Origin of the sequence: Serratia sp. N21D137, assembly GCF_047530005.1 — a bacterium.
GTDB classification, from domain to species: Bacteria; Pseudomonadota; Gammaproteobacteria; order Enterobacterales; family Enterobacteriaceae; genus Chania; species Chania fonticola_B.
Map to the genome: position 1 here is coordinate 24,800 of NZ_JBLJAJ010000008.1, position 22,195 is coordinate 46,994.

Below are 22,195 nucleotides of genomic sequence, written 5' to 3' on the forward strand. Positions count from 1 at the left end.
CTTATTCTCCTTTGGCCTGAGCCAGTTGTTGCGCTTCCAGGCGTTCACGCAGCAGTTTTTTATCGACTTTACCGACCGGGGTTAACGGTAGTGACTCCACCTGAATAAAGCGGTCGGGCAATTTAAATTCGGCCACGCCCTGCTCACGCAAATGGCGGCGCAGTAACACGGGTTTGACGGCCTCGAGCGCGATGACAAAGGCGCAGCTTTTTTCACCCATCAGCTCGTCCGGCATCGACACCAGCGCGGCGTTAATCACCGCCGGGTGGCGCAGCAGCAGGTTTTCAATTTCTTCTGCAGCAATCTTTTCACCACCACGGTTGATTTGGTCTTTCTGCCGCCCTTGTACCTGCACATAACCGTCCGCCGTCAGGCTGATCAGATCGCCGGAACAGTAGAAACCGTTCTCGTCAAAGGCTTCGGCATTATGCTCAGGGCTTTGGTAATAGCCGCGGAAGGTGTATGGCCCACGCGTCATCAAGCGGCCCGTTTCCCCTACAGGCAGCGGATTACCTTGTTCATCTGCCACCCACAACTCGTCGTCCGGACACATTGGCGTGCCTTGGGTGGTGAGAATGTGTTGGTCGTCGTCATCCAGCAATGTGTAGTTCACCAGCCCTTCGGCCATGCCAAACACCTGCTGCAACTGGCAGCCGATCTCATTGCGTATGCGGGCCGCCAGGGTTTCCCCCAATTTGGCTCCGCCAACCTGCAGCAGCGTCAGGCTGGCTAACGGCTGATTACTGCCCCACTCTTCGATCGCCTGCAACCACAGGGTAACCGCAGGCGGCACCAACGCGGTGACCGTGATCTGATGCTGTTCGATCAGTTTGAAACATTGGGCAGCCGCAGGATCGCTGGCAAATACCACCAGCCCGGCACCGTAAAACACCCCCAACACGCCCGGAGAACTCATTGGATAGTTGTGGGCCACCGGCAACGCACACAGATAGCGGGTAGCACTGTCAAAACGGCAAATCTCTACGCTGCGGCGAATGCTGTAGTAATAATCGTTATGGGTGCGCGGGATCAGCTTCGGCGTACCGGTGCTGCCACCGGAAAGCTGGAAAAACGCCACCCGATCGGCGGCCGTTGGCGTCGGTTCAAAAGCACCTGGCTCCTCTTCCAGCCAAGCAGCCAACGCCTGTTCACCTTCGGCCTGATTACGCAGCCCAACCACCCGTAGCGAAGGATGCTGTTCTCTGAACGTATCCAGGAACGGCTCCTGCGCGAACAGGGCATGTTCGCGATCGGCAATCAGCAGCGCAGGCTTGATTTGACTGGCATAGGCGTTCAGTTCGCTACGTTGATGGCTGAACAGGGCATTCACCGGCACCACGCCGATTTTCAACAGGGCAAAGAACACCACATAGAATTCAACCACGTTGCCTAGTTGAACCAACGCGGTATCACCGGATTGTAGCCCGCGCCGTAACAGGGCGGCGGCTAGACGATCGGAAAGCTGTTCCAGTTGGCGATAGCTTAAGCTGCGTTGCGGGTCGATCATGGCAATAGCGTCGTTATCTGCCTGACGGGCCAAGATGTCGGTCAACGGTCGATCGATCCAATAGCCGCGTTCGCGGTAACGGCGCGCGAACTCTTCAGGCCAGGGGGTAAAAGCAATAGTCATGGGGGACTCTCTATCCTTGATTAAGGCCAAACGCACGCAGAATGGTGCTGAGTTTGGTACCAGTTTCGTGCCATTCGGACTGCGGGGAAGAGTCCTGCACGATGCCCGCACCGGCAAACAGGCGTACCTGATTACCCTTCACGGTGCCGCAACGGATGGTGACGACCCATTCTCCGTTGCCCTCGGCGTCACACCAGCCGACGATGCCACCAAACAGCTGCCGGTCAAACGGCTCAAGCTGTTCGATGAGATCGCGAGCTGCCAGCGTTGGGGTACCGCATAATGCCGGCGTAGGGTGCAACAGGCAGGCCAGCGACAGGGCATTCTCTGCCCGGTCGGCCACTTCACCGTCGATTGGCGTCGAAAGATGCCACAGCGTGGTGGTACTGAGCAGTTCAGGGGTTGCGGGAATATGCAAATGACTGCAACGCCCAGCCAAGACCTGGCGCATGCCTTCGGTCACGATCTGGTGTTCATAGCGGTCTTTACCCGAAACCAACAGTTGTTCGCTGACGGCCCGATCCTGCAGCGGATCGCTTTCGCGCCGAGCCGAACCTGCCAGCGGGTTGGAATGGAACTGGTCGCCAAATTTACGCAGCAGCAGCTCCGGGCTGGCTCCCACCAATGCCCCCTCTGCCAGCGGCACGTGGAAATGGAAGCCGTGCGGATTCTGGGCAATGATGCGCGCCATCAGCGCTGCGTGGTCTACCGGCTTGCTGGTTTCAATGTCCAACAGGCGGGCGAGCACTACCTTGTCCAATCGATCACCGCTAGTTGCCTGTACGGCATCGCTAACCATCTGCATAAACTGCGGCTGCGCTGGCAACTCGGTTTGGCGGACAATCTCAGGGATCGGTCCAGCAGCAGGCGCCAAGCTGGTCAGCAGGGTTTCACGTTCGAACCATTGCGTCTGTTGCGGGATAAACAGTGACGAGGGTTGACGAGTATCGAAAGGGATTGCGCCGCACAGCAGCGGATCCTTGATGCCTGCCTTGCGGGCCTGCGCAAATGTCTGCTGTATCGCCTGCTGGAATTGGCCCTGCAGGTCATCGCCATCCACCGCTGGCAAGGTGATGCGGGCAAAGCATCCCTGGGTGCTCAGACTGCGAAAAGGCGAGGTAAAAAAGAAACCTGAAGTCGGGGATATTGTGGCGGCCTGTGCCAGATCTACACCCTGTTGCAGGTCCTTTTGCGCAGCGCCCTTAACGGCTACGTCCATAGGTACTTCCTCTTGTTTCATTAACAATAACCAATATAATAATGATTATCATTTGTATTGCATCCGCGATAAAGTACCTGCCAGAACTGACCATGTCAATAAACGTAACCTCTTCTGCTAACCCACATTAAGGGGTAAACTTGGTGGTTTATGACCAATGAATGATAATCATTCGGATTAAAAGGATCTCACCGATGTCAATCCCCCTGCGGCTCAGCCTGGCGCTGTTTGGCCTGCTGGCGTTGAGCGTTGCCCAAGCCGAGACTAAAGCCTGGCCGCGCAATATCGAAACCTCGCACGGCGTTATCACCCTTAACCAACCCCCACAGCGCATCGTTTCCACTAGCGTGACGGTCACCGGTACGCTGTTAGCGATCGACGCCCCGGTGATCGCCAGCGGAGCCACCAGCCCAAACAATCGGCTGTCGGATCGGCAAGGTTTTTTCCACCAGTGGGGAGAGATTGCGGCCAAGCGTGGAGTGAAGCGGTTATATATTGGTGAACCCAACGCCGAGGCGATCGCCGGTGAAGCACCGGACCTGATCGTGATGTCCGCTACCGGGGCCGATTCTGCGGTGCGCCTGTACGATCAGCTGTCGGCCATCGCTCCGGTGCTGGTGGTGAACTACGACGATAAAAGCTGGCAGGAACTGGCCAACATCCTCGGCGAAGCAACTGGCCATGAAGCACAAGCGGAGAAGATCGTCAGCGAGTTTGATCGCCGTGAGAAAACGCTGAAACAGCAAATGACATTGCCACCACAGCCCATAACGGCACTGGTATTTCGCAGCGATGGCAAGAATGCCAACCTGTGGACCGCCGATTCATCTCAAGGGCAACTGCTGCAACAGCTAGGCTTTACCCTAGCCACTTTGCCGCCAAAGCTCAACGCCAGCACCAGCCAAGGGGCGCGTAAAGACATCGTGCAGCTCGGCGGTGAAAACCTGGCAGAAGGCTTGAATGGACAAACGCTGCTGTTATTCGCCAACGATGAAAGTGATGCACAGCGGCTGATGAGCAACAGTTTCCTGGCTCATCTGCCAGCGGTGGAGAATAAGCGGGTTTACCCATTGGGGAACGACACCTTCCGCCTGGATTATTACAGCGCCAGCAACTTGCTGACGCGTCTGGAAAAGCTGTTTATTTCTCCGTAGCCGTAGTGGCGGGTTGGAGTTTATCGCTCTGCCCGCCCATGCTCACGTTGCGCAAACCACGCATGGCAAACGCCAGCACCACGGCCAGCAGCGCCGCACCAAAACCGAAGCTGGTAGAGCTCATCGCTGGCAGCATAAATGCCCCCATCGCGCCGAGCAGCAAGGCACCAAGCGCATCCCCTACTACGTTCTGCGCGGTCCACAGGCCGTTAATCCGCCCCAGAAACGCGTCCGGCGTCAGGTTCTGTATCAGGCCATATTGCAGCAGCGAGTTCAGCGCGCTGAGGTAGCCAAACACCACCAGGCACAACAGCGCCATACCGTACCAAGGCATCAGGCCAAACAGCCCCACGGCCACGAAAGCCGCTATCGCCGTTATCAACATCATCCAGCCCGGCCGTGCCACCTGAGCCACCCGGCCACTGGTAAATGCGCCAATCGCTGCCCCTAATGGCACCGCCGCATACATGATCCCCAGGCTCTGGGTAGTGACCTGCCACATACCGGAGATGGCCGGATATAACACACGCACCGCGCTGGCCATGGTCATCAACGCACCAATCAGCGCCACCATGCCAATCACCTTGTTCTGGAACAGGAAGGTGAAGCCGCCGATCAGCGCCCGCAACGGATGTTCACGCGGCTGCGGTGGTGGTGGCAACTGAGGCAATTTTAATAGCGGGATCAAAGTGATCAGCGTCCCCAAAGCCGCCAGCGCATAGTTCCAGCTGATACCTGCCCCAGCGATCACCACCCCGCCGATAGCGGGAGACAGGATCGACCCAAAGCGTACGGTCAGCATGCTGATGGCCCCGGCCTGCACGATATTCTCACGGCCAACGATCGCCGGTGTCGCCGCCAGCAACGCCGTCACGCCTACCGCACCAAAAAATCCGTCCCATACCGCTAGCAGATAAATCGCCGTTAGCGAAGGTGCAGGCAGCGCAGCATTGAGGCACAACCCCAGAAAGCCCACACCGCAGGTTGAGCGCGCAAACAGGATCAACCGACGGCGTTCATAGCGATCGGCCAGCACCCCGCCCATCAGCAAACCGGCAAACATTCCGCCGCCCGCCAGGGTCACCGCAAGCCCAACCAACAGAGTTGACCCAGTCAGCGCCTGGATCTGCACCGGAATGGCGATCGCCATCAGGCCCAATGCCAGGATCGAAATAAAACGGGCGCAGAATACGGCACGAAAAGCGGGGTTGGTCCTAAGCAGGCTAAAATCGAGCAAAATAGAGGGTTTATTCATTTTGTTATCACCACAACTTATATCCTTGATCTTCCACAAACAACGACACGATATTCGAGAGGCTCAGCGCTAGTGCTGGTCAGGCTGCCATGCTACCATAGATAAATACAATCAATAATGATAATAGATATCATTGATATTCAGTTAATAATGGGCTGTCATGTTCCGGCTTACACCTAATTGCTCTCCTCCGCTTCCTGACCGCAGGGGCACTCTGTTTATGGGGTTATCCCCCTCCTTCTGGCTGCGTCTGTTTGGCCTGCTATGCGCCTTTGTCGTGCTGCTGCTGGTGATGATGCTCAGCCTGTCGCTGGGGGCTAAATCCATTCCTTTCAGTAACGTCGTTGCCGCGCTGAATGGCCAATGCAGCGGCGCAGACTGCGTCATCATTACCGAAGCACGCCTGCCACGCACGCTGATCGGCGTGTTGGCTGGCATCGCACTTGGGCTGGCTGGCGCGCTGATGCAAACCCTCACCCGCAACCCGCTGGCAGACCCTGGTATCTTGGGGGTTAACTCCGGAGCCGGTTTCGCCGTGGTGTTGGGCATTACCTTCTTTGGTGCGACCAACGTCAGCCAATATCTGTGGTTCGCCTTTGCCGGTGCGCTGTTTGCCTCGCTGTTGGTGGCGCTGGTAGGCGCAATGGGCGGCAGCCGCGTTAATCCAGTGCGCCTGACCTTGGCCGGGGTAGCGCTGGCCGCCGTGCTGGAAGGGATGACCACCGGCATCGCTCTGCTCAATCCTTTGGTGTTCGATCAGCTGCGTTTTTGGCAGGCTGGCACACTGGACATTCAGAATATGGCGGTAGTGCGCAACGTCGCATTGCCAATCCTGCTGGGCACGTTGATTACCCTGTGGCTTAGCAAGGCGTTGAACAGCTTAAGTATGGGGAGTGAGCTTGCAGCGGCGCTCGGCACCGGAATTATTCGCACCCAACTGCTTGGCCTGTTAGCTATTACGCTGCTGTGTGGCGGAGCTACCGCCGCCGTTGGCCCTATCGCCTTTGTCGGGCTGATGATGCCCCACATTGCCCGGCGGCTGGCGGGATCAGAACTCAACTGGATGCTGCCCTGGACGCTGGTTTTAACGCCGATCCTGCTACTGAGCGCTGATTTACTGGGCCGCTTTCTGGTCGCGGGAGAACTGCGGGTCTCTATCGTACTCTCCCTGATCGGCGCGCCGATGTTGATTATGTTGGTGCGTCAGCGCCGTATGTTCCGGCGGGGAGGATAAGATGAGCCTGTTGGTTTCCCGCCCGATCCTCGCCAAAAAGCCGTTTCGGCTGGCGCGCCCGTTGGCAACTGCCCTGCTGCTGTTTTTCTCCTGTCTGGCTCTGGCGGTTTATGCCCTCGGTTCTGGTACCTTGCAGCTCAGCGCTGCGCAAGTGATCGACGCGTTACGCGGTGAAGGCCCGGCCAATCTTGCGGTGATCGTCACCCAGTGGCGTTTACCACGCGTCGCCATGGCTTTACTGTTAGGGGCGGCGCTCGGCCTCAGCGGTGCGATTTTCCAGTCACTCTTGCGTAACCCGCTCGGCAGCCCTGACGTGATTGGTTTCAATACGGGAGCCTATAGCGGCGTACTGGTCGCCATCGTGCTGTTTAACAGCAACGTTATCAGCATTACCTCTGGGGCGTTGGCCGGTGGCCTGCTTACCGCCGGGGTAGTTTATCTGTTGGCCTGGAGTAACGGGGTAGAAACCTTCCGCCTGATTATTGTCGGGATTGCCGTTCGCGCCCTGCTGCTGGCCGCCAATACCTGGATGATCATCAGCGCCTCATTGGAAGCGTCCATGACCGCTGGGCTATGGTATGCCGGATCCCTCAACGGCATCACCTGGGCGAAAAGCCTGCCAGTGCTGGCGGTGTTATTGCTGGCGTTACTGGTATTACTGACGTTAACGAGGCGTATGCGGTTGCTGGAAATGGGAGATGACACCGCCTGTGCGCTCGGCGTTGGGGTTGAACGCTCCAGGCTGTTATTGTTGCTGGTCGGCGTGATACTAACCGCTGCCGCCACCGCCGTGGCCGGGCCGATTTCCTTTATTGCTCTGGTCGCCCCACAAATCGCCCGCCGCCTGTGCGCCAACCAGCATGTCTTGCTGCTCACCGCGCTGACCGGTGCCCTATTATTGCTGGCGGCCGATGTGGCAGCGCAGCGCCTGTTTATGCCTTATCAGTTGCCGGTCGGCGTGTTGACCGTCAGCATCGGTGGCATCTATCTGATTTGGTTACTAATCCGTGAGTCACGAAAAAAATGAATGCTGAAACCCCGTTAACCGCACCATTGCGTGCCGAAAACCTGACGCTGAGCTACGACAAGAAAATCGTCGCACGCGATCTTTCAGTGTCTATTCCTCACGGCGAACTGACGGTCATTATCGGGCCAAACGCCTGCGGTAAATCCACGCTGCTGCGCACCCTCAGCCGCCTGATGCAACCCCAGGCGGGCTCAGTATGGCTAAATGGCCGACAAATCCGCGAATATCCCACCAAAGAAGTCGCACGCCAACTGGGCCTGTTACCGCAAAGCTCAATTGCCCCAGGCGATATCACGGTGTTCGATCTGGTTGCCCGTGGCCGCTACCCTCATCAGAGCCTGTTCAGCCGCTGGCGCGAAGAAGACCAACAGGCAGTGGAGCAGGCCATGCGCTCAACCGGCGTGGCGCAGTTGGCCGATCAACCCGTCGACACCCTTTCCGGTGGCCAACGCCAGCGGGTGTGGATCGCCATGGTGTTGGCCCAGCAAACGCCGCTGCTGCTGCTGGATGAACCGACCACCTGGCTGGACATCACTCACCAAATCGATCTGCTGGAACTGCTGCGCCAGTTGAATCGGGTGAATCATTACACGCTGGTGGTGGTGCTGCACGATCTCAACCATGCCTGCCGCTATGCCACCCATCTGATCGCCATGCGCGACGGTAAAGTGGTGGCCGAGGGGGCACCAAAAGACATTGTGACGCCGGAATTGATCGAGGAAGTTTACGGGCTGAAGTGCGTGATCATCGACGATCCGGTTTCGCATACGCCGCTGGTGGTGCCATTGGGGAAATAGCGGCCAGCAAACCCACAATGAAAAATCAGGCCACCGGCTGATAGCCGATGGCTCTACTGAGACTTCATCACCGTGAGCTGTTACTAACTATGGCCGTGCAAGGTTGAAAAACCGTTACGCAGGTAGCCACAGCCGTGCTCCATTTACTTGGCAGGTGCGACATCCAATACCGTTACGTTATAGACCATGGTCGATCCCGGCAGGATATCAGGGGGCAGACCTTTATCGCCGTAAGCCAAGCTTGGCGGGACGACCATCGTGATACTGCCGTGATTTTGCAGCTTCGAGATCGCCGTTCTGAATATCGGTGGATAGCTGCTCAGTAGCTGGGTGACCGAGGTGCCTGCCGCCTGCATATCCTTGACGACTTTACCGTTAATCAGGCTCTCTTTTACCGCCACGCTGACCATGTTGTTCGCGCCAATAGTTCCTTTACCGACCTTATCGATCCGGTAAAAGTAACCTAAAGCCTCTTTCTTCACCTGTTTTTGCTTGGCGAACTGCTCAATGTAAGCTGCCCCTGCCTTTTCGGTGTCCAACTTTTGCTGCTGTGCATTACGTTGCACCAACTTTTCGCTGGCATCCAAGGCCTTGTCGATCTGCTCCGGTTGCAGCTTGAGCTTGCCCGCGAAGGTATCTTGCACCCCCGCCAGCGCCAGACGGCTATCCACTTCAACTCCCTGAGCCGCTCGCTGTTTGAGCAAGGCCAACATGTCTTCTGCCAGGGAACTGCCGATGGCATAATCACGGATCTCACGCTCTGACTTCGGCTCGATGATTTCTCGTGGCTGCGTAGCCAGCTGTTGCTGCAGCCGGCTGTTTTCCGCCTGTTGCTGTTCGTTGGCTACTTTCAGCATCGTCAGTTGGTTGTGCAGGCTTTCGTCCAGCGCAAGCTGCAAGATAGGTTTAGCTTCAGTCTTCGCCGTTAACTCGGCCAACGCCTTTTTCGCTTGCTCGGCCTGTTGACGGCTATCGTTCAACTCTGCCTGCAACGCCTTGTTTTCCTCGCTATTATCGGTGTGTGCTTTGGCCAGGGCAGCCAACTGTTTCTGCAACGCCGAACTCTGTTGGCGGCTTTGGTCCAGCGCCTGCTGTAGCCTACCGTTTTCGTTGGAGTTCTCACCTTTAGCCGTCGCCGCAGCCACCATATCCTGCTGCATCTGCTCCGTCGCCTGCAAATTCTCCTGCAGGGTCTTTTTCAACTGGCTAATCTCGGCGCGAGCATCCGCATCCTGCTGTGCTGCCTGACGCAGCTGCTGCAGCTCTTGGTCCCGTTGGGCAAGGGCTGCATTTAGCTGTTTGATTTGCGCTTGCAGGGGCGCTGACTCGCGGGTCTGGGTCTTGGTATTGGTGGAAGGTTTACTCACTTTCCTTTCTGCGGGAGGGCTGATCTCATTGAGTTGAGAAGGGCTCAACAGCAACAACGCCGGAGCCTCGCTCTCTTGGCTGGTGATCGCTTCCAAGGCATTGATGGTGCTGGCCCTGTCATCCTTGAGTTGCTCTGCACCCAATGCGCAGCCCACCGGCAACGTCAGGCTCAAGGCCAAACCATACTTTAACCCCAACTTCATTTCACGCTCTCCATTTTGCGGATCAGTCCGTTAAGCAAGTCCTGCCCGATCTGTGTGCACAACTGATTGGTTTTATATTTATACAGTGCGTCTACCGTATTTTTGGTCAATGCGTTCACATCACCGCGTACCCCGCTGTAAAACGAGACGTTGGCTAGCAGACTGTCAAAATTAGCCTTCCTGACGGCATAGGTCCGAGGACTAACGGTTTGCAACGCGGCAAGATCGCTCTGACACCTGCTTATAGGCGTCGGTTCTTGCGGGGATGGCGGGGTTTCAACGACAACGGGCGTAGGCTCCGCAGTCGGTGTGACAGACGAGGTGACCGGGCGTTCATTCGCGCAGCCAGCCATCAGCAGGACATTGCTGATGATCAGACAGGCAAGCAGTGGCTGCCGGTATCCACGGGGTTTCTGAAGCTGTTTCAAATTTTATTCCTTCCTGACTGGATAATGTCCGTCACCGCTGCCCGTGCGCACGCGGATCGCCTCCATTGACGGGCAATATTGCGATTGCCCGGTTGGGATGATAAGACAGGTCATACTTGGTGGCAACAGCAACAGGGCAAGTGCCGCGTTAGATCTCCTGCCACTTATCGCAGACACTCCACCAGGAAATGTTTTTTCAACGAGGACGGCTCACCGTCGTTTTTAACCTGCAGTTTGCACCAGGCTTACAGTTACAGTGCCCGCAACACCCGGTTCAACAAGGGGCCTAGCACCTTGAACGAAGCCGGTGAAACGATATCCACATGCGCACAATCCAGCTCAAACACCTGCAACGCATCGACATATTCCGCCCAGGTCTGCTGCACATCCATGCCTGGTTGCAAGGTGCGCTTGGCCACAAACAGCGTCGCTTGCCCCTGGAAATGCGCCGTATGGGTGTGTGACAACAGCCTGACCGAATCCGCATAGTTGGCTTCGATATTGTCAAACATCGCGACCCGCGCCTCTCCCAACGCAGGATCGAGCGTATCTTCTGATACCGCCAGGAACTGCTCGCGCTCGCGCTGTACCTCTTTGAGCACGTTGTCGTCCAGCATCACGTCCCAGTTCTGGGTTTCTGGCGGATAGGTATCCAGCAAGCCAAGGAAAGCCACCTCCTCCCCACGCGCCTGCAAACGTGCTGCGATACCTTGAGCCAACGTTCCCCCCAAGGAGTAACCGATAAAGTGATACGGGCCGTGTGGCTGTACCTGTAATACCGTGGCCAGATGCGCATCGCAGACCTGATCCATATCCTCACCCAGCGCCAATGGGCCATCCGGGCGTGGAGACTGAATGCCTACCAGCGACCAATGCTGATCGATATAACGCGGCAGCACGCTGAACTGCCAGGAGAAACCGGAAGCCGGGTGTAGGCAGAACAGCGTTGGGCCTTCGGTAACGCGCAGCGGCAACACGCTGTCAAAACCGCATTGATCGGCCTCTTCCTGCGTACGTTCTTCTGCCAATAGCTGAGCCAGTTGCTCTACTTTCGAAGCGACCATCACCTGACCAACCGACACCGCTTTACCCAGATCGCGCCGCAACTCGGCGGCCAGGCGCATGGCCAGCAATGAATGCCCGCCCAAGGCAAAGAAATCATCATCCGCAAATACCTGCTCGCGCTGAAGCAAACGAGCGAAAACGGCAGCAATCTCGCTTTCCAACCCGGGTTCCGGCTCGCGCCCGGCCTTTCCAGCCCCGGTTTGCGGCTGTGGTAAGGCTTTGCGATCGAGCTTGCCGTTGGCACTAAGCGGCAACTCGGCCATTTCGACCAGGGCGATCGGCACCATATGCGGCGGCAAGCGATCGGCTAGCGCGGCACGTAGGGCTTCGCTATCCAGATGCACGCCGGGCTGAGGGACCAGGTAGCCTACCAGTTGCCGGGCATCGCCTCCCATCGCATCAACGACCGTGCCCTCCAATACCAAGGCATGAGCCACCGCCTGACTCACGCCCGGCAATGACAGCAGAGCGTGGTCGATCTCACTGAGTTCAATCCGCTGGCCGCGAATTTTCAGTTGGTCGTCGCTGCGGCCCAGATATTCCGCCGCACCGTCTGGCAGCCAGCGGGCGACGTCACCGGTGCGATACATCCGGCCACCGTTGCCCTGCGGATCGGCGACGAAGCGGCTGGCGGTCAGGTCCGGCCTGGCCAGATAACCATGAGCCAGCTGCACGCCGGTCAGATATAGATCGCCAGCTACACCCGGTGGCACTGGGCGTAAGCGAGCGTCGAGAATACGTAAACCGGTATTCCACACCGGCAGACCAATAGGGACGTTAGCACCGGTGACAGCAGCGAGGGCGTCACCATAGGCCGGATGCCAAGTCACGTCCACCGCCGCCTCGGTAGGGCCGTAGAGGTTATGCAACGGCACCTGAGTGCGGCTCTGCCACAGGCGGCACAGCTCTGCAGGTAACGCTTCTCCGCTGCAGAACACCTGACGCAGTGGCTGGCAATGGGCGATGGCGGTTGTGCTGTCCAAGGCACCAACGAATGCCGCCAGCATCGAAGGAACAAAGTGCAGGGTAGTGACTTTATGCCGATCGATTAGCGTTTGCAGTTGCTGAGGGTCGCGGTGCGCCTCCGGCGGAGCCATCACTAGCTGCGCGCCCACCATCAATGGCCAGAAGAATTCCCACACCGAGACGTCAAAGCTGCACGGCGTTTTTTGCAGCACCACATCATCTGCCGCCAGCGGGTACTGGTGCTGCATCCACAATAAACGGTTAACGATGGCCTGATGCCCAACCAGCACGCCCTTTGGCCGCCCGGTTGAGCCGGATGTAAAGATGATATAAGCCGGATGATGCGGCGTCGGGCCTTGGATCACGCTCGGTGCAGCAGCGGTGGCTACCCGTGGCGCATCGTATAACAGCACTTCCCCCTGCCCCACAAAACGCGCCTGTTGGGAAGCATCGGTGATAATCAGGCGTGGGGCCGCGTCTTCCAGCATCATGCTGAGGCGCTCATCGGGATAGCCGGTATCCAGTGGTAAATAGGCCGCTCCCGCTTCCACTATCGCCATTAACGCCAGCGACAGGAAGACCGAACGCGGCAATGCCACCGCCACGATGTCGCCCGGCTGCACCCCCTGAGCCACCAAATGCTGGGCCAAGGCGATCACCTGTTCGCGAGTTTCGCGGTAGTTGAACCGGTGGTGCTCATCTGCCAGCGCCGGGGCATTCGGGGTCTTTTTCGCCTGCTCGGCCAGCAGACCGCTGAGGGTCTGGGCTGCCACCGGATAAGCGGTGTCGTTCACCTTGGCCAGCAGCGCATGATCTTTTTCACTCAGCAAATCGGCTTCGCTCACCGGCAATGTCGGTTGGGCCGCAAACTGCCGCAGCAGCAGCGGCAAGCGCTGTAAGTGCTCCGTCAATTCGGCCAACTGATAACGCTCGGCATTGGCTAATAGCTCAATCTTCAGCGTGCCCGCCTCATCGATAAACAAGGCGATTTCCAGATCTCGCACCGGGCCAGAGGCCAGGTCGTGGGTGATCCCTTTGATACCGGCAAAATCGAGCTGGTAGTCGAACATCTTGAAGTTGAAGACGGTGCCATACAGCGGCTGGCTGTCGCCAATACGCCCCAGATCGCGCTGTACCTGCTCAGCATCATAGCGCTGATGGCGGCGGGCAAACTTCAGTTCACGGCTGATTTGTGCGGCGATATCGGCCAGCGTTGCCTGCGGCGCGACGTGCATCTCCACCGGCAATACGTTAATCACCGGCCCGGTGGCACAAAGCGCAGCCGAGCCCATGCGGCGCATAAAAATAAACCCGGCGCTGTAGCGGGTTTGACCTGTCAGACGAGCCACCCACACGGCCACCAGCGCCATCGCCATATCGGCTGCGCTGAGCTGCTGTTGCTGGCCCAGACTGACCAGTGGCGCAAGATCCTGCGCGGCACAGCGCTGTGCCAAGCGGTGAATACGCGTCGAAGGTGCCTGCCCGGCCAACGGTTGCGGGCATAGGGTAGCTGGCGTGGGCAACTGCCGTGCCTTGTTCAACCAAAAATCGGCATCGCGCTGATAACCTGGGGATTGCTGGTATTGCTGATATTCCGCCACCACATCGCTAAAAGGCGTGAACGGCGTCGGCTCCGGCTGCTCGTGCTGATATAGGCGGGTATAAATATTGGCGATACGGCGAGCGATGGCGGTAAAGCTGAAGCCATCGACCACCAGATGATGGTAACGCTGATACCAGAACCAGCGATCGTCGGCCAGACGCATCAGGATATGGCGATACAGCGGTTTGCCGCTGCTCACCCGTAATTCGGCACCAAGGTCGATCTGCATCAGCGCGTGGGCCGCCGCCTCTGCATCCGCCGAGTCGCTTAAATCAACCCATTCCGGCGCAGCCAACGGCATCGTGGCGTCGTAATACTGCATCGGCACACCATCACGCTCGACGAAACGCAGCCTTAAGGTGTCCACTTCGGCCAGTCCCAGTGAGATCGCCTGTAACAGGTGCTCTTTATCCAGCGGGCCGTTCAGTTCGATATAATGGGCGACCGCATAGGCATTGCCGTACGGTGAAATTTGATCGGCAACCCAAATACCGGGCTGCGCCGCCACCAATGGCAACTCAACGGTAACCTGTTGCCCGGTGGGTAAAATAGAGGTTTCTGACACGACGTTCGCTCCTGTTGTCGGTTCTTGCTGCGTCTCCATCACGCCTTACGCAGTGATGCGGGCCGCATATCCTGCCAATTCTGTTCTAGCCAGTTGACGCAGTGCTCCCGGGAAGCCGGGCCAAAAACGCTGACCCAACCGGCCGGTATGGCGCTGAAATCCGGCCACAGGCTGTAAAGCAGTTCTTCATTACGCAGGACGTAGCAAATTTGCTGCTCGTCATCGAACGGGTTTAAGGTTTCCATTACTTGATCCTTAAGCATGAAGAGGGTTGGCGGACGGCTTCCATTCGGCACGGCGGTTGACCAGCTCCGACCAATGCGCCTGCAGACCATCGAGTAAACCGCCGCGCCAGCACAACGCATCGTGCCCGCCCTCCACCAGCCGATACTGCACCTGATGTCCGGTTTCACTTAACAGGGCCGCCATACGGTCATTCACCCGGTGGACCAGCTTTTCATGCGCCCCGGCCTCTAAAAATACCTTCAGCTTGCCGCGCGCACCCAACTGCCCGTCTTCTACCTGGCGGATCAACCAGCAGGCATCCTCGGGCACGGTGGGCAGTTGCAACATATCGCGGCGTGGCCACCAGAACGAGCCCGATTGGCTGATTGTGGCACCAAAATATTCCGGCCAGCGCAGGCCAGCATAGAGCGAACCCAAGCCACCAAAGCTTTGCCCTGCAACTACGGTGTTGGCAGCCTCACGGCTGTGCGGAGCCCAGTCGGCCAATTGCGGTAATAACTCTTCCTGTAGGGCCAACCAAAACTCATCGTTGCAGGTCAGTTCCCGTGCGCGGTGTTGCTGGTCAATCACGTCGATCAGCAGATAGACCGCCTCCGGCAGTTGGCCAGTACGCGTCAGTTGCATCAGCGGATCCCAGACCGGCATCTGATTGGCCCAGAATTGGCCGTCCAGCAAAATAGCCAATGGCCGCGCCGCCGGGTTACTTTCACCGGTGGAGTAGATCCAGACGTGGCGGGAGGTTCCCAATCGCTGGCTATGCCAGGTATGCCGTTGCAGTTTGGCAGGCGGTGCTGGCGTACAGCGGCCGCTGGTCACGGCATAGTTGTCAAAGTCCCGCCAGGCCGGTTGTTGGGGAGCCTGTGGCATATGCAAGCCGGAAAGCGTGTGCTCCCCGACTCCAGGCCAGGCGCGGTAAGGATTAAGCAGATCGTGAGTTGCGTGGGCAAACACCTGGTGCCACCAGTGGCGAATAGAAAGCATGTTGGCGTGAGAATTGTCCCCCTGCGGTTCGAAGGGACGATCCTCCATGCAGGGGATAAAGCAGTAGCTGCCGCGCCAGTCGCCTTGCAGCTCGGTTTGCCAATACCAGACGTCCGAACCTGCAAGCCGTTGCAGGCTCTGCGGGGGCGACGCTTGGTGATGATCGGTGAGGCAGTTGATATGGATCCAGACTCGTTGATAAGCCGAGGTCAGTTCGCCACCCTGAGGGTCGCGCCACAAGAACGTCACCTTCCATCGCCCATTATCCTGCGGTTCCACCAAGGGGGTACCACGCCGGGCGATATCCAGCCACCAACCGTGGCTCCCTGCATGCTTGCTCGCCAATAACGTACTGCTTGCTGATTGTTGTTCAGTTTTCAAAACGCCCACTCATTGTGTTGTTGGCAAGGCACGCCGTGCGACTCACCGGTTCCCAAATGCCAAACGGCACAAGGAATACTATTGATAATTATTTGCATTTGCAATAGTGTATACAGGCTCGAAATAGAGCGGGCATTCTTCAACAGGGATGGATGCCGAATTATTGAGCGGGATCTTGCTGCCAGTCAGCCTGGCCTCCGGGTTTCGTTACTATTTTCGACTACACAATAAAACTACAACAAACCGTTCCGTTACCGGTTGTCACACAGCGCCGCATCAGGAAGGGTTGTTAGGTAGGAACCTCAAAATGAATCGGAAGTTATCTCGTTATTCTTTAGCCACACTCATCGGGTTAGGATTGGGCACATCTGCATTTTCCGTTACGGTCAATGCCGAGCAAACGGCCACCACCTCAGACAGCGCCGCGCTGGCTGAGAAAAGCAAAAAAGAATCCGCCTCTGAAGATGTCATCGTCGTCACCGCCGCCAAACAAAACCTTCAAGCTCCCGGCGTTTCCACCATCACTGCCGAAGAAATCCAAAGACGCCCTCCCGCCCGTGATATCAATGAGCTGATCCGTACCATGCCAGGGGTCAACCTGACCGGTAACTCCACCAGCGGCCAGCGGGGCAACAACCGCCAACTCGATATTCGTGGCATGGGGCCAGAAAATACCCTGATCCTGATCGACGGCAAACCGGCCAGCAGCCGTAACTCGGTGCGCCAAGGCTGGCGCGGCGAGCGTGATACCCGTGGCGATACTGCCTGGGTACCGCCGGAGATGATCGAGCGTATCGAGGTGCTGCGTGGCCCAGCGGCTGCCCGCTATGGTAACGGCGCGGCAGGTGGCGTGGTCAACATCATCACCAAAAAAGCTGGCCAGGACCTGCACGGTACACTGAACGGTTATTTCAACGTACCGCAACATAAGGAAGAAGGCGCCACCAAGCGTACTGATTTCAGCCTTTCCGGTCCGTTAAGCGATCAGTTGAGCTTCCGTCTGTTCGGTGGCTACAGCAAAACGCAGGCCGACGCCTGGGATATCAACCAGGGGCATCAGTCCGAGCGTACCGGCACCTATGCCAATACTTTACCTGCCGGTCGCGAAGGGGTGATCGACAAAAATATCGATGCCTTGCTGAGCTGGGAATTCGCCCACCTGCAGACCTTGGATTTCCAATATGCCTATGGCCGCCAGGGTAACCTGTACGCCGGGGATACCCAGAACACCAACACCAATGCGCTGGTGCAGAGCAACTACGGTAAAGAAACCAACCGTATGTATCGTGAAACCTATGCGGTCAATTATCGTGGCGCATGGGATAGCGGCGTCAGCACCAACAACTATGTCCAGTTTGAGCGCACGCGCAATACTCGTTTAGCCGAAGGGTTGGCCGGGGGCCTGGAAGGGATCTTCGCCAGCGACAGTTACAACACCACCCGTCTGGACGATTTCCTGGCCCACAGTGAAATCAGCATTCCATTCGATATGTGGGTGCCACAAACCGCCACGCTGGGTACCGAGTGGAACCAGCAGAAGATGAAAGATCCTTCTTCGACCACCCAATCGCTAACCGGCACTAATACCGGGGGAGCGATCCCAGGTACCGATAGTAGCAACCGCAGCCCGTATTCCTCCGCGGATATCTTCTCGCTATTTGCCGAAGATAATATCGAGCTGACCGATACCACAATGCTGACTCCAGGCCTTCGTTACGATCATCACTCCATGGCCGGTAACAACTGGAGCCCGTCGCTTAACCTGTCACAGGAATTGGGCGATCTGTTTACCCTGAAAATGGGTATCGCTCGCGCCTACAAAGCACCTAACCTGTTCCAGAGCAACGGCGATTACATTCTCTACAGCAAAGGCCAGGGCTGTGCCGCCAGCGCAACGGGAACCGGCTGCTATCTGATGGGTAATGACGATCTTAAGGCCGAGAACAGCATCAACAAAGAGATCGGGCTGGAATTCCACCATGAAGGCTGGCTGGCAGGTATCACCTACTTCCGTAACGATTACCGCAACAAGATCGAAGCGGGCTATTCGCCAACGGCCTCTAACACCAGTAAAACCGATATCTATCGCTGGGAGAACGTGCCGAAAGCGGTGATCCAGGGTCTGGAAGGTACGTTGAACGTGCCGGTGAGCGAAACGGTAGCCTGGAATAATAACGCCACCTATATGATTGAGAACGAGAATAAAACCACCGGTGATTACCTGTCGATTATTCCCAAGTTCACCATCAACTCTACCCTGAGCTGGCAGGCCACGCAGGATCTGTCTTTGCAGACCACCGCGACCTGGTATGGCCGTCAAAAGCCGAAGAAATACAACTACCGTGGGGAGCCAACCACCGGGCCGGAAACTCGTGAGGTCAGCCCTTACGCAATCTTTGGCCTGAGCGGCACCTATGCGTTGACTAAAAATATCAGCGTAACAACGGGGATCGAGAACCTGTTCGACAAACGCCAGTTCCGTTCCGGTAACTCGCAAAACGTGGGTAACCCAGTCACCGGGGCCGTCAATATCTATGGAGCCGGGGCGGCAACCTATAACGAACCGGGCCGGACTTACTTTATGAGCCTGAATACCCAGTTCTAAATGTATGCTACCGAGCCAATCTCAGCGCGGCGCTTATGCCGCGCTTTTTTTTGCCGTTTTCCACACTCATCCCGATCCCGCTGCTGCCCATTTCGGGTTAGAGTAACGGTGACAAAGGAGAAATGATGGATCCACAGCAACAAATTATTGATTGGTTACGCCAAGACAGCGAACGTATGCAGACATTAGCCACCGCCCGGCGGCTCGGGCTGAACGATTGGTGCCTTGGCGCAGGCTTTGTGCGTAATCTGGTGTGGGACCGGCTGCATGGTTTTACAACCAGCACGCCGCTCAACGATATCGATGTGATCCATTTCGATGCGCGCCATAGCGATGCCGAGCGCGACCAGATGCTGGAATCGCGCCTGCTGGAATGGTCGGCACACCCTTGGTCGGTAAAGAATCAGGCGCGTATGCACCTGCGTAGTCATCGCGCGCCCTATCTCGACAGCGAAGACGCCATCAGTTACTGGACGGAGATCGAAACCGCCGTGGGTGCCAGATTGCAGGCCGATGGCAGCATCCAACTCGTCGCGCCTTTTGGCCTACAGGCGCTGTTCAACCGCAGCATCACCTTCAACCCCAAGAGCAATAACCTGGCCGCTTTCGAACAACGCGTGGTGGAGAAGCAGTGGCTCGAACTCTGGCCGCAGCTAAAGCTGGCGCCAAGGTAAAGTTTTGCCGCGATTTGCCGATACCTCTGACAAGCTACCTGGGAGGATCGCATGTCGACCAACATTACCATGATGGTGCCCATCAAGAACCCGATTGCCGGAGTCCGTGAGGTGTTTACCGCCACGGGTAAAGGCGGGGCTGCACTGATGTCGGCACCGGTTAACAATGCCCCTGAAGGGGAGAAATCCAAGAAATCCGATAATGATGCGCCAGTGACCCCAAAAGATAGCAGCGCGGCGTCACGTATTGCAGCGCTGTATAAGCAGATCCAGAACCTGCAGCAAAAGCTGATCGAACTGAAAGACTCGGGTGGCGACACTCAAGAGATCGAACAACAAAAACAGCTGATCATGAGCCAGATCGAAATGCTCCAGGCTGAGATCGCGCGCATTCAGAAACAAGAAATGGAAAAACAGCAGCAAGAGCAGATGGCCAAGGCCATGAGCGGTGATGGCGTGAACCGCCCAACCGCCGCCAACGCCGTGGACGTTTATATCTGAGATGAAGGGCGCAACAGGGCGTTACGCCCATCGACTCAGCTTTTCTTCAGGGGTTTGATCAGGTGATCCAGCCCTTCAATTTTTATCGCCAACGTCATTTCCATCAGCATTCCCAACCTGCCGTTGGGGAATTCGCCCTTACGGGCGAACCATAGCAGATACTCTTCCGGCAGGTCGATCAGCACCCTGCCCTGGTATTTGCCAAAGGGCATCACGGTGTTGGCGATTTCGATCAGGTTCTCTTTTTCCATCAGGCCCCCAGCAGGCGGATCATCTCCGCCTCGTCGATCACCTCGATCCCCAGTTCCTGTGCCTTGACCAGCTTGGAGCCGGCAGCCTCACCGGCAATCACCAGATCGGTTTTCTTGGATACGCTGCCGCTGACCTTGGCCCCCAGCGCCGTCAGCCGATCTTTGGCTTCATCGCGGGAGAGCTGGCTGAGAGATCCGGTCAGCACCACGGTTTTACCGGCAAATGGGCTGTCGATCTCTTCGGCAACTACCACCACCGGCGCAGGCCAGTTAATGCCGATTTCCGGGCTGGTCAGCTCTGCTATCACCTGCTGGTTATGTGCTTCAGCAAAGAAGTTCACCACGTGACTGGCCACCACCTCGCCCACGTCCGGCACCTGTTTTAACGCGTCCAGATCGGCCTCTCGCAGCTTCTCCAACGAGCCAAAATGCGCCGCCAGACCGGCAGCTGTAGCCTCTCCTACCTCACGAATACCCAACGCATACAGGAATCGGGCAAAGGTAGTCTGTTTGGCGTTGGTCAAGGCATTGACCAGATTCTGTGCCGATTTGGGCCCCATGCGATCCAGCCCGGTGAGAATACCGGCGGAAAGACGGAACAGATCGGCTGGCGTTTTGACATATTCTTTATCGACCAGCTGTTCGATAATTTTATCGCCCATGCCGTCAACGTCCATCGCCCGGCGGGAAACGAAGTGCTTCAGCGCCTCTTTACGCTGGGCACCGCAGATCAGCCCGCCGGTACAACGCGCAATGGCTTCGCCTTCCACCCGTTCCACATCGGAACCGCACACAGGGCAATGCAGTGGGAATACCACTTCACGCGCGTCCTGCGGGCGGCGATCTTCGATCACCCCGACCACTTTCGGGATCACATCCCCGGCACGGCGTACGATCACCGTGTCGCCGATGCGCAGGCCAAGGCGTTCGATTTCATCAGCATTATGCAGCGTGGCGTTACTGACTATCACCCCGGCGACCAAAACTGGCTCAAGGCGCGCGACCGGCGTAATCGCACCGGTACGCCCGACCTGGAACTCCACTTCCCGCACCACGGTGATCTGCTCTTGTGCCGGGAATTTGAACGCCGTAGCCCAACGCGGTGCGCGAGCAACAAAGCCCAGAGATTCTTGCAGATCGATATCGTCGATCTTCACCACCACGCCGTCGATATCAAAGCCAAGGTTGATGCGGTCCTGCTCTACCTGACGATAAAACGCCAGCACCTCATCGCTACCGGTGCAAAGCTTGACGCGATCGCTCACCGGCAAGCCCCAGGCTTTGAACTGCATCAGGCGTTGCCAATGGCTGCGCGGCAATTCGCCCCCTTCCAGCAGGCCAACGCCATAGCAGAAGAAGGTCAGCGGACGCTTGGCCGTGATACGCGGATCAAGCTGACGCAGGGAGCCTGCTGCGGCGTTACGCGGGTTGGCGAAGATTTTGCCGTCTTTGCGGCGCGCCTCTTCGTTCATCTGCTCAAAGCCGGCATGCGGCATAAAGACTTCACCACGCACTTCCACCCGGCGCGGGATATTGTCGCCGGTCAGGCGCAGCGGGATGGCGCGGATAGTGCGCACATTAGAGGTGATATTTTCCCCGGTGGTACCATCACCACGCGTGGAGGCACGCACCAGCTCACCATCTTCATACAGCAGGCTGACGGCCAACCCGTCCAGCTTCAGCTCACAGCAGAAGGTCAGTGGCTCGTTGCTTTTCAGGCGATCCTGCACGCGCTTGTAAAACGCCAGATAGCTCTCTTCATCAAAGACGTTGTCCAACGACAGCATCGGCACTTCATGACGCACCTGATCAAACGCCGCCAAGGGGGCGGCCCCGACGCGCTGAGTCGGAGAATCGGCGGTGATCAGCTCAGGATGGGCTTCTTCCAGCTCACGCAGCTCACGCATCAGGCGATCGTATTCCACATCCGGGATCTCCGGCGCATCGAGTACGTGATACTGATATTCGTGATGGCGCAATGAGGTGCGTAGTTGATTGATTGTTTCGTTAATCGATGCCATGGCTCACCATCAAAGATAAAA

General features: G+C 57.4%; 17 protein-coding genes. 7 read left to right on the plus strand and 10 right to left on the minus strand.

The features are described 5' to 3' along the window. Position 1 precedes the first annotated feature (1 nt). Positions 2 to 1,630, minus strand: coding sequence for a (2,3-dihydroxybenzoyl)adenylate synthase (locus ACMV5H_RS08750; protein ID WP_115159908.1), 1,629 nt, complete (start codon positions 1,628 to 1,630; stop codon positions 2 to 4). 10 nt (positions 1,631 to 1,640) lie between these two features. Next, positions 1,641 to 2,849, minus strand: coding sequence for an isochorismate synthase (locus ACMV5H_RS08755; RefSeq protein WP_094982033.1), 1,209 nt, complete (start codon positions 2,847 to 2,849; stop codon positions 1,641 to 1,643). Positions 2,850 to 3,043: 194 nt separating this feature from the next. Here ACMV5H_RS08755 and fepB point away from each other — a divergent pair, with 194 nt between their 5' ends. Beyond that, positions 3,044 to 4,003, plus strand: a complete 960-nt coding sequence (gene fepB / locus ACMV5H_RS08760) for a Fe2+-enterobactin ABC transporter substrate-binding protein (RefSeq protein WP_115159909.1) — start codon at positions 3,044 to 3,046, stop codon at positions 4,001 to 4,003. Here the strand turns inward: fepB and entS are convergent. After that, a complete protein-coding gene (gene entS / locus ACMV5H_RS08765; RefSeq protein WP_179251705.1) occupies positions 3,990 to 5,258 on the minus strand; it encodes an enterobactin transporter EntS in 1,269 nt (422 codons plus the stop codon). The genes fepB and entS overlap by 14 nt on opposite strands. 160 nt (positions 5,259 to 5,418) lie before the next feature. Here entS and fepD point away from each other — a divergent pair, with 160 nt between their 5' ends. Genes fepD through ACMV5H_RS08780 form a run of 3 tightly spaced genes read left to right on the plus strand, consistent with a single transcriptional unit; the run spans position 5,419 to position 8,316 of the window. Next, positions 5,419 to 6,492 (plus strand): Fe(3+)-siderophore ABC transporter permease, encoded by a 1,074-nt coding sequence (gene fepD / locus ACMV5H_RS08770; protein ID WP_115159911.1) that lies wholly within the window; start codon positions 5,419 to 5,421, stop codon positions 6,490 to 6,492. A gap of 1 nt (position 6,493) precedes the next feature. Continuing rightward, positions 6,494 to 7,519, plus strand: coding sequence for an iron-enterobactin ABC transporter permease (gene fepG, locus ACMV5H_RS08775; protein ID WP_115159912.1), 1,026 nt, complete (start codon positions 6,494 to 6,496; stop codon positions 7,517 to 7,519). Beyond that, positions 7,516 to 8,316: an ATP-binding cassette domain-containing protein gene (locus ACMV5H_RS08780; RefSeq protein ID WP_021178674.1), complete on the plus strand. Its 801-nt coding sequence runs from the start codon at positions 7,516 to 7,518 to the stop codon at positions 8,314 to 8,316. The genes fepG and ACMV5H_RS08780 overlap by 4 nt, the downstream gene beginning before the upstream one ends. 143 nt (positions 8,317 to 8,459) lie before the next feature. On the opposite strand, the gene ACMV5H_RS08785 is transcribed toward ACMV5H_RS08780, so the two are convergent. The 5 genes from ACMV5H_RS08785 to fes all read right to left on the minus strand — a co-directional run bounded on the left by ACMV5H_RS08785 (position 8,460) and on the right by fes (position 16,122). Then, a complete protein-coding gene (locus tag ACMV5H_RS08785) occupies positions 8,460 to 9,887 on the minus strand; it encodes an FKBP-type peptidyl-prolyl cis-trans isomerase N-terminal domain-containing protein (protein ID WP_179251702.1) in 1,428 nt (475 codons plus the stop codon). After that, the gene (locus ACMV5H_RS08790; RefSeq protein WP_115159913.1) at positions 9,884 to 10,315 is read right to left on the minus strand and encodes a hypothetical protein; all 432 of its coding nucleotides are present in this window, start codon (positions 10,313 to 10,315) and stop codon (positions 9,884 to 9,886) included. The genes ACMV5H_RS08785 and ACMV5H_RS08790 overlap by 4 nt, the downstream gene beginning before the upstream one ends. A 251-nt stretch (positions 10,316 to 10,566) precedes the next feature. Further along, positions 10,567 to 14,514 (minus strand): enterobactin synthase subunit F, encoded by a 3,948-nt coding sequence (locus tag ACMV5H_RS08795; RefSeq protein ID WP_414821710.1) that lies wholly within the window; start codon positions 14,512 to 14,514, stop codon positions 10,567 to 10,569. 38 nt (positions 14,515 to 14,552) lie between these two features. Continuing rightward, complete coding sequence (locus tag ACMV5H_RS08800; protein WP_021807049.1) at positions 14,553 to 14,759, minus strand: MbtH family protein; 207 nt, start codon at positions 14,757 to 14,759, stop codon at positions 14,553 to 14,555. A gap of 10 nt (positions 14,760 to 14,769) precedes the next feature. Beyond that, positions 14,770 to 16,122 (minus strand): enterochelin esterase, encoded by a 1,353-nt coding sequence (gene fes, locus ACMV5H_RS08805; protein WP_414821711.1) that lies wholly within the window; start codon positions 16,120 to 16,122, stop codon positions 14,770 to 14,772. Between the two features lie 307 nt (positions 16,123 to 16,429). Here fes and ACMV5H_RS08810 point away from each other — a divergent pair, with 307 nt between their 5' ends. From ACMV5H_RS08810 to ACMV5H_RS08820, 3 genes are all read left to right on the plus strand, one after another. Next, positions 16,430 to 18,727, plus strand: coding sequence for a TonB-dependent siderophore receptor (locus ACMV5H_RS08810; protein WP_179251700.1), 2,298 nt, complete (start codon positions 16,430 to 16,432; stop codon positions 18,725 to 18,727). 125 nt (positions 18,728 to 18,852) lie between these two features. Then, complete coding sequence (locus ACMV5H_RS08815; protein ID WP_179251807.1) at positions 18,853 to 19,401, plus strand: nucleotidyltransferase family protein; 549 nt, start codon at positions 18,853 to 18,855, stop codon at positions 19,399 to 19,401. A gap of 51 nt (positions 19,402 to 19,452) precedes the next feature. Continuing rightward, the gene (locus ACMV5H_RS08820; RefSeq protein ID WP_115159918.1) at positions 19,453 to 19,902 is read left to right on the plus strand and encodes a FlxA-like family protein; all 450 of its coding nucleotides are present in this window, start codon (positions 19,453 to 19,455) and stop codon (positions 19,900 to 19,902) included. A 35-nt stretch (positions 19,903 to 19,937) separates the two neighbouring features. On the opposite strand, the gene ACMV5H_RS08825 is transcribed toward ACMV5H_RS08820, so the two are convergent. Together ACMV5H_RS08825 and ligA are read right to left on the minus strand one after the other, a co-directional pair. Next, positions 19,938 to 20,153 carry a DUF3820 family protein gene (locus ACMV5H_RS08825; RefSeq protein WP_021178683.1) on the minus strand — a complete coding sequence of 72 codons (216 nt, stop codon included), beginning with the start codon at positions 20,151 to 20,153 and terminating at the stop codon, positions 19,938 to 19,940. Then, positions 20,153 to 22,174: an NAD-dependent DNA ligase LigA gene (ligA, locus tag ACMV5H_RS08830; RefSeq protein WP_021807054.1), complete on the minus strand. Its 2,022-nt coding sequence runs from the start codon at positions 22,172 to 22,174 to the stop codon at positions 20,153 to 20,155. Before ligA ends, ACMV5H_RS08825 begins: the two co-directional genes overlap by 1 nt. Positions 22,175 to 22,195: the final 21 nt, after the last annotated feature.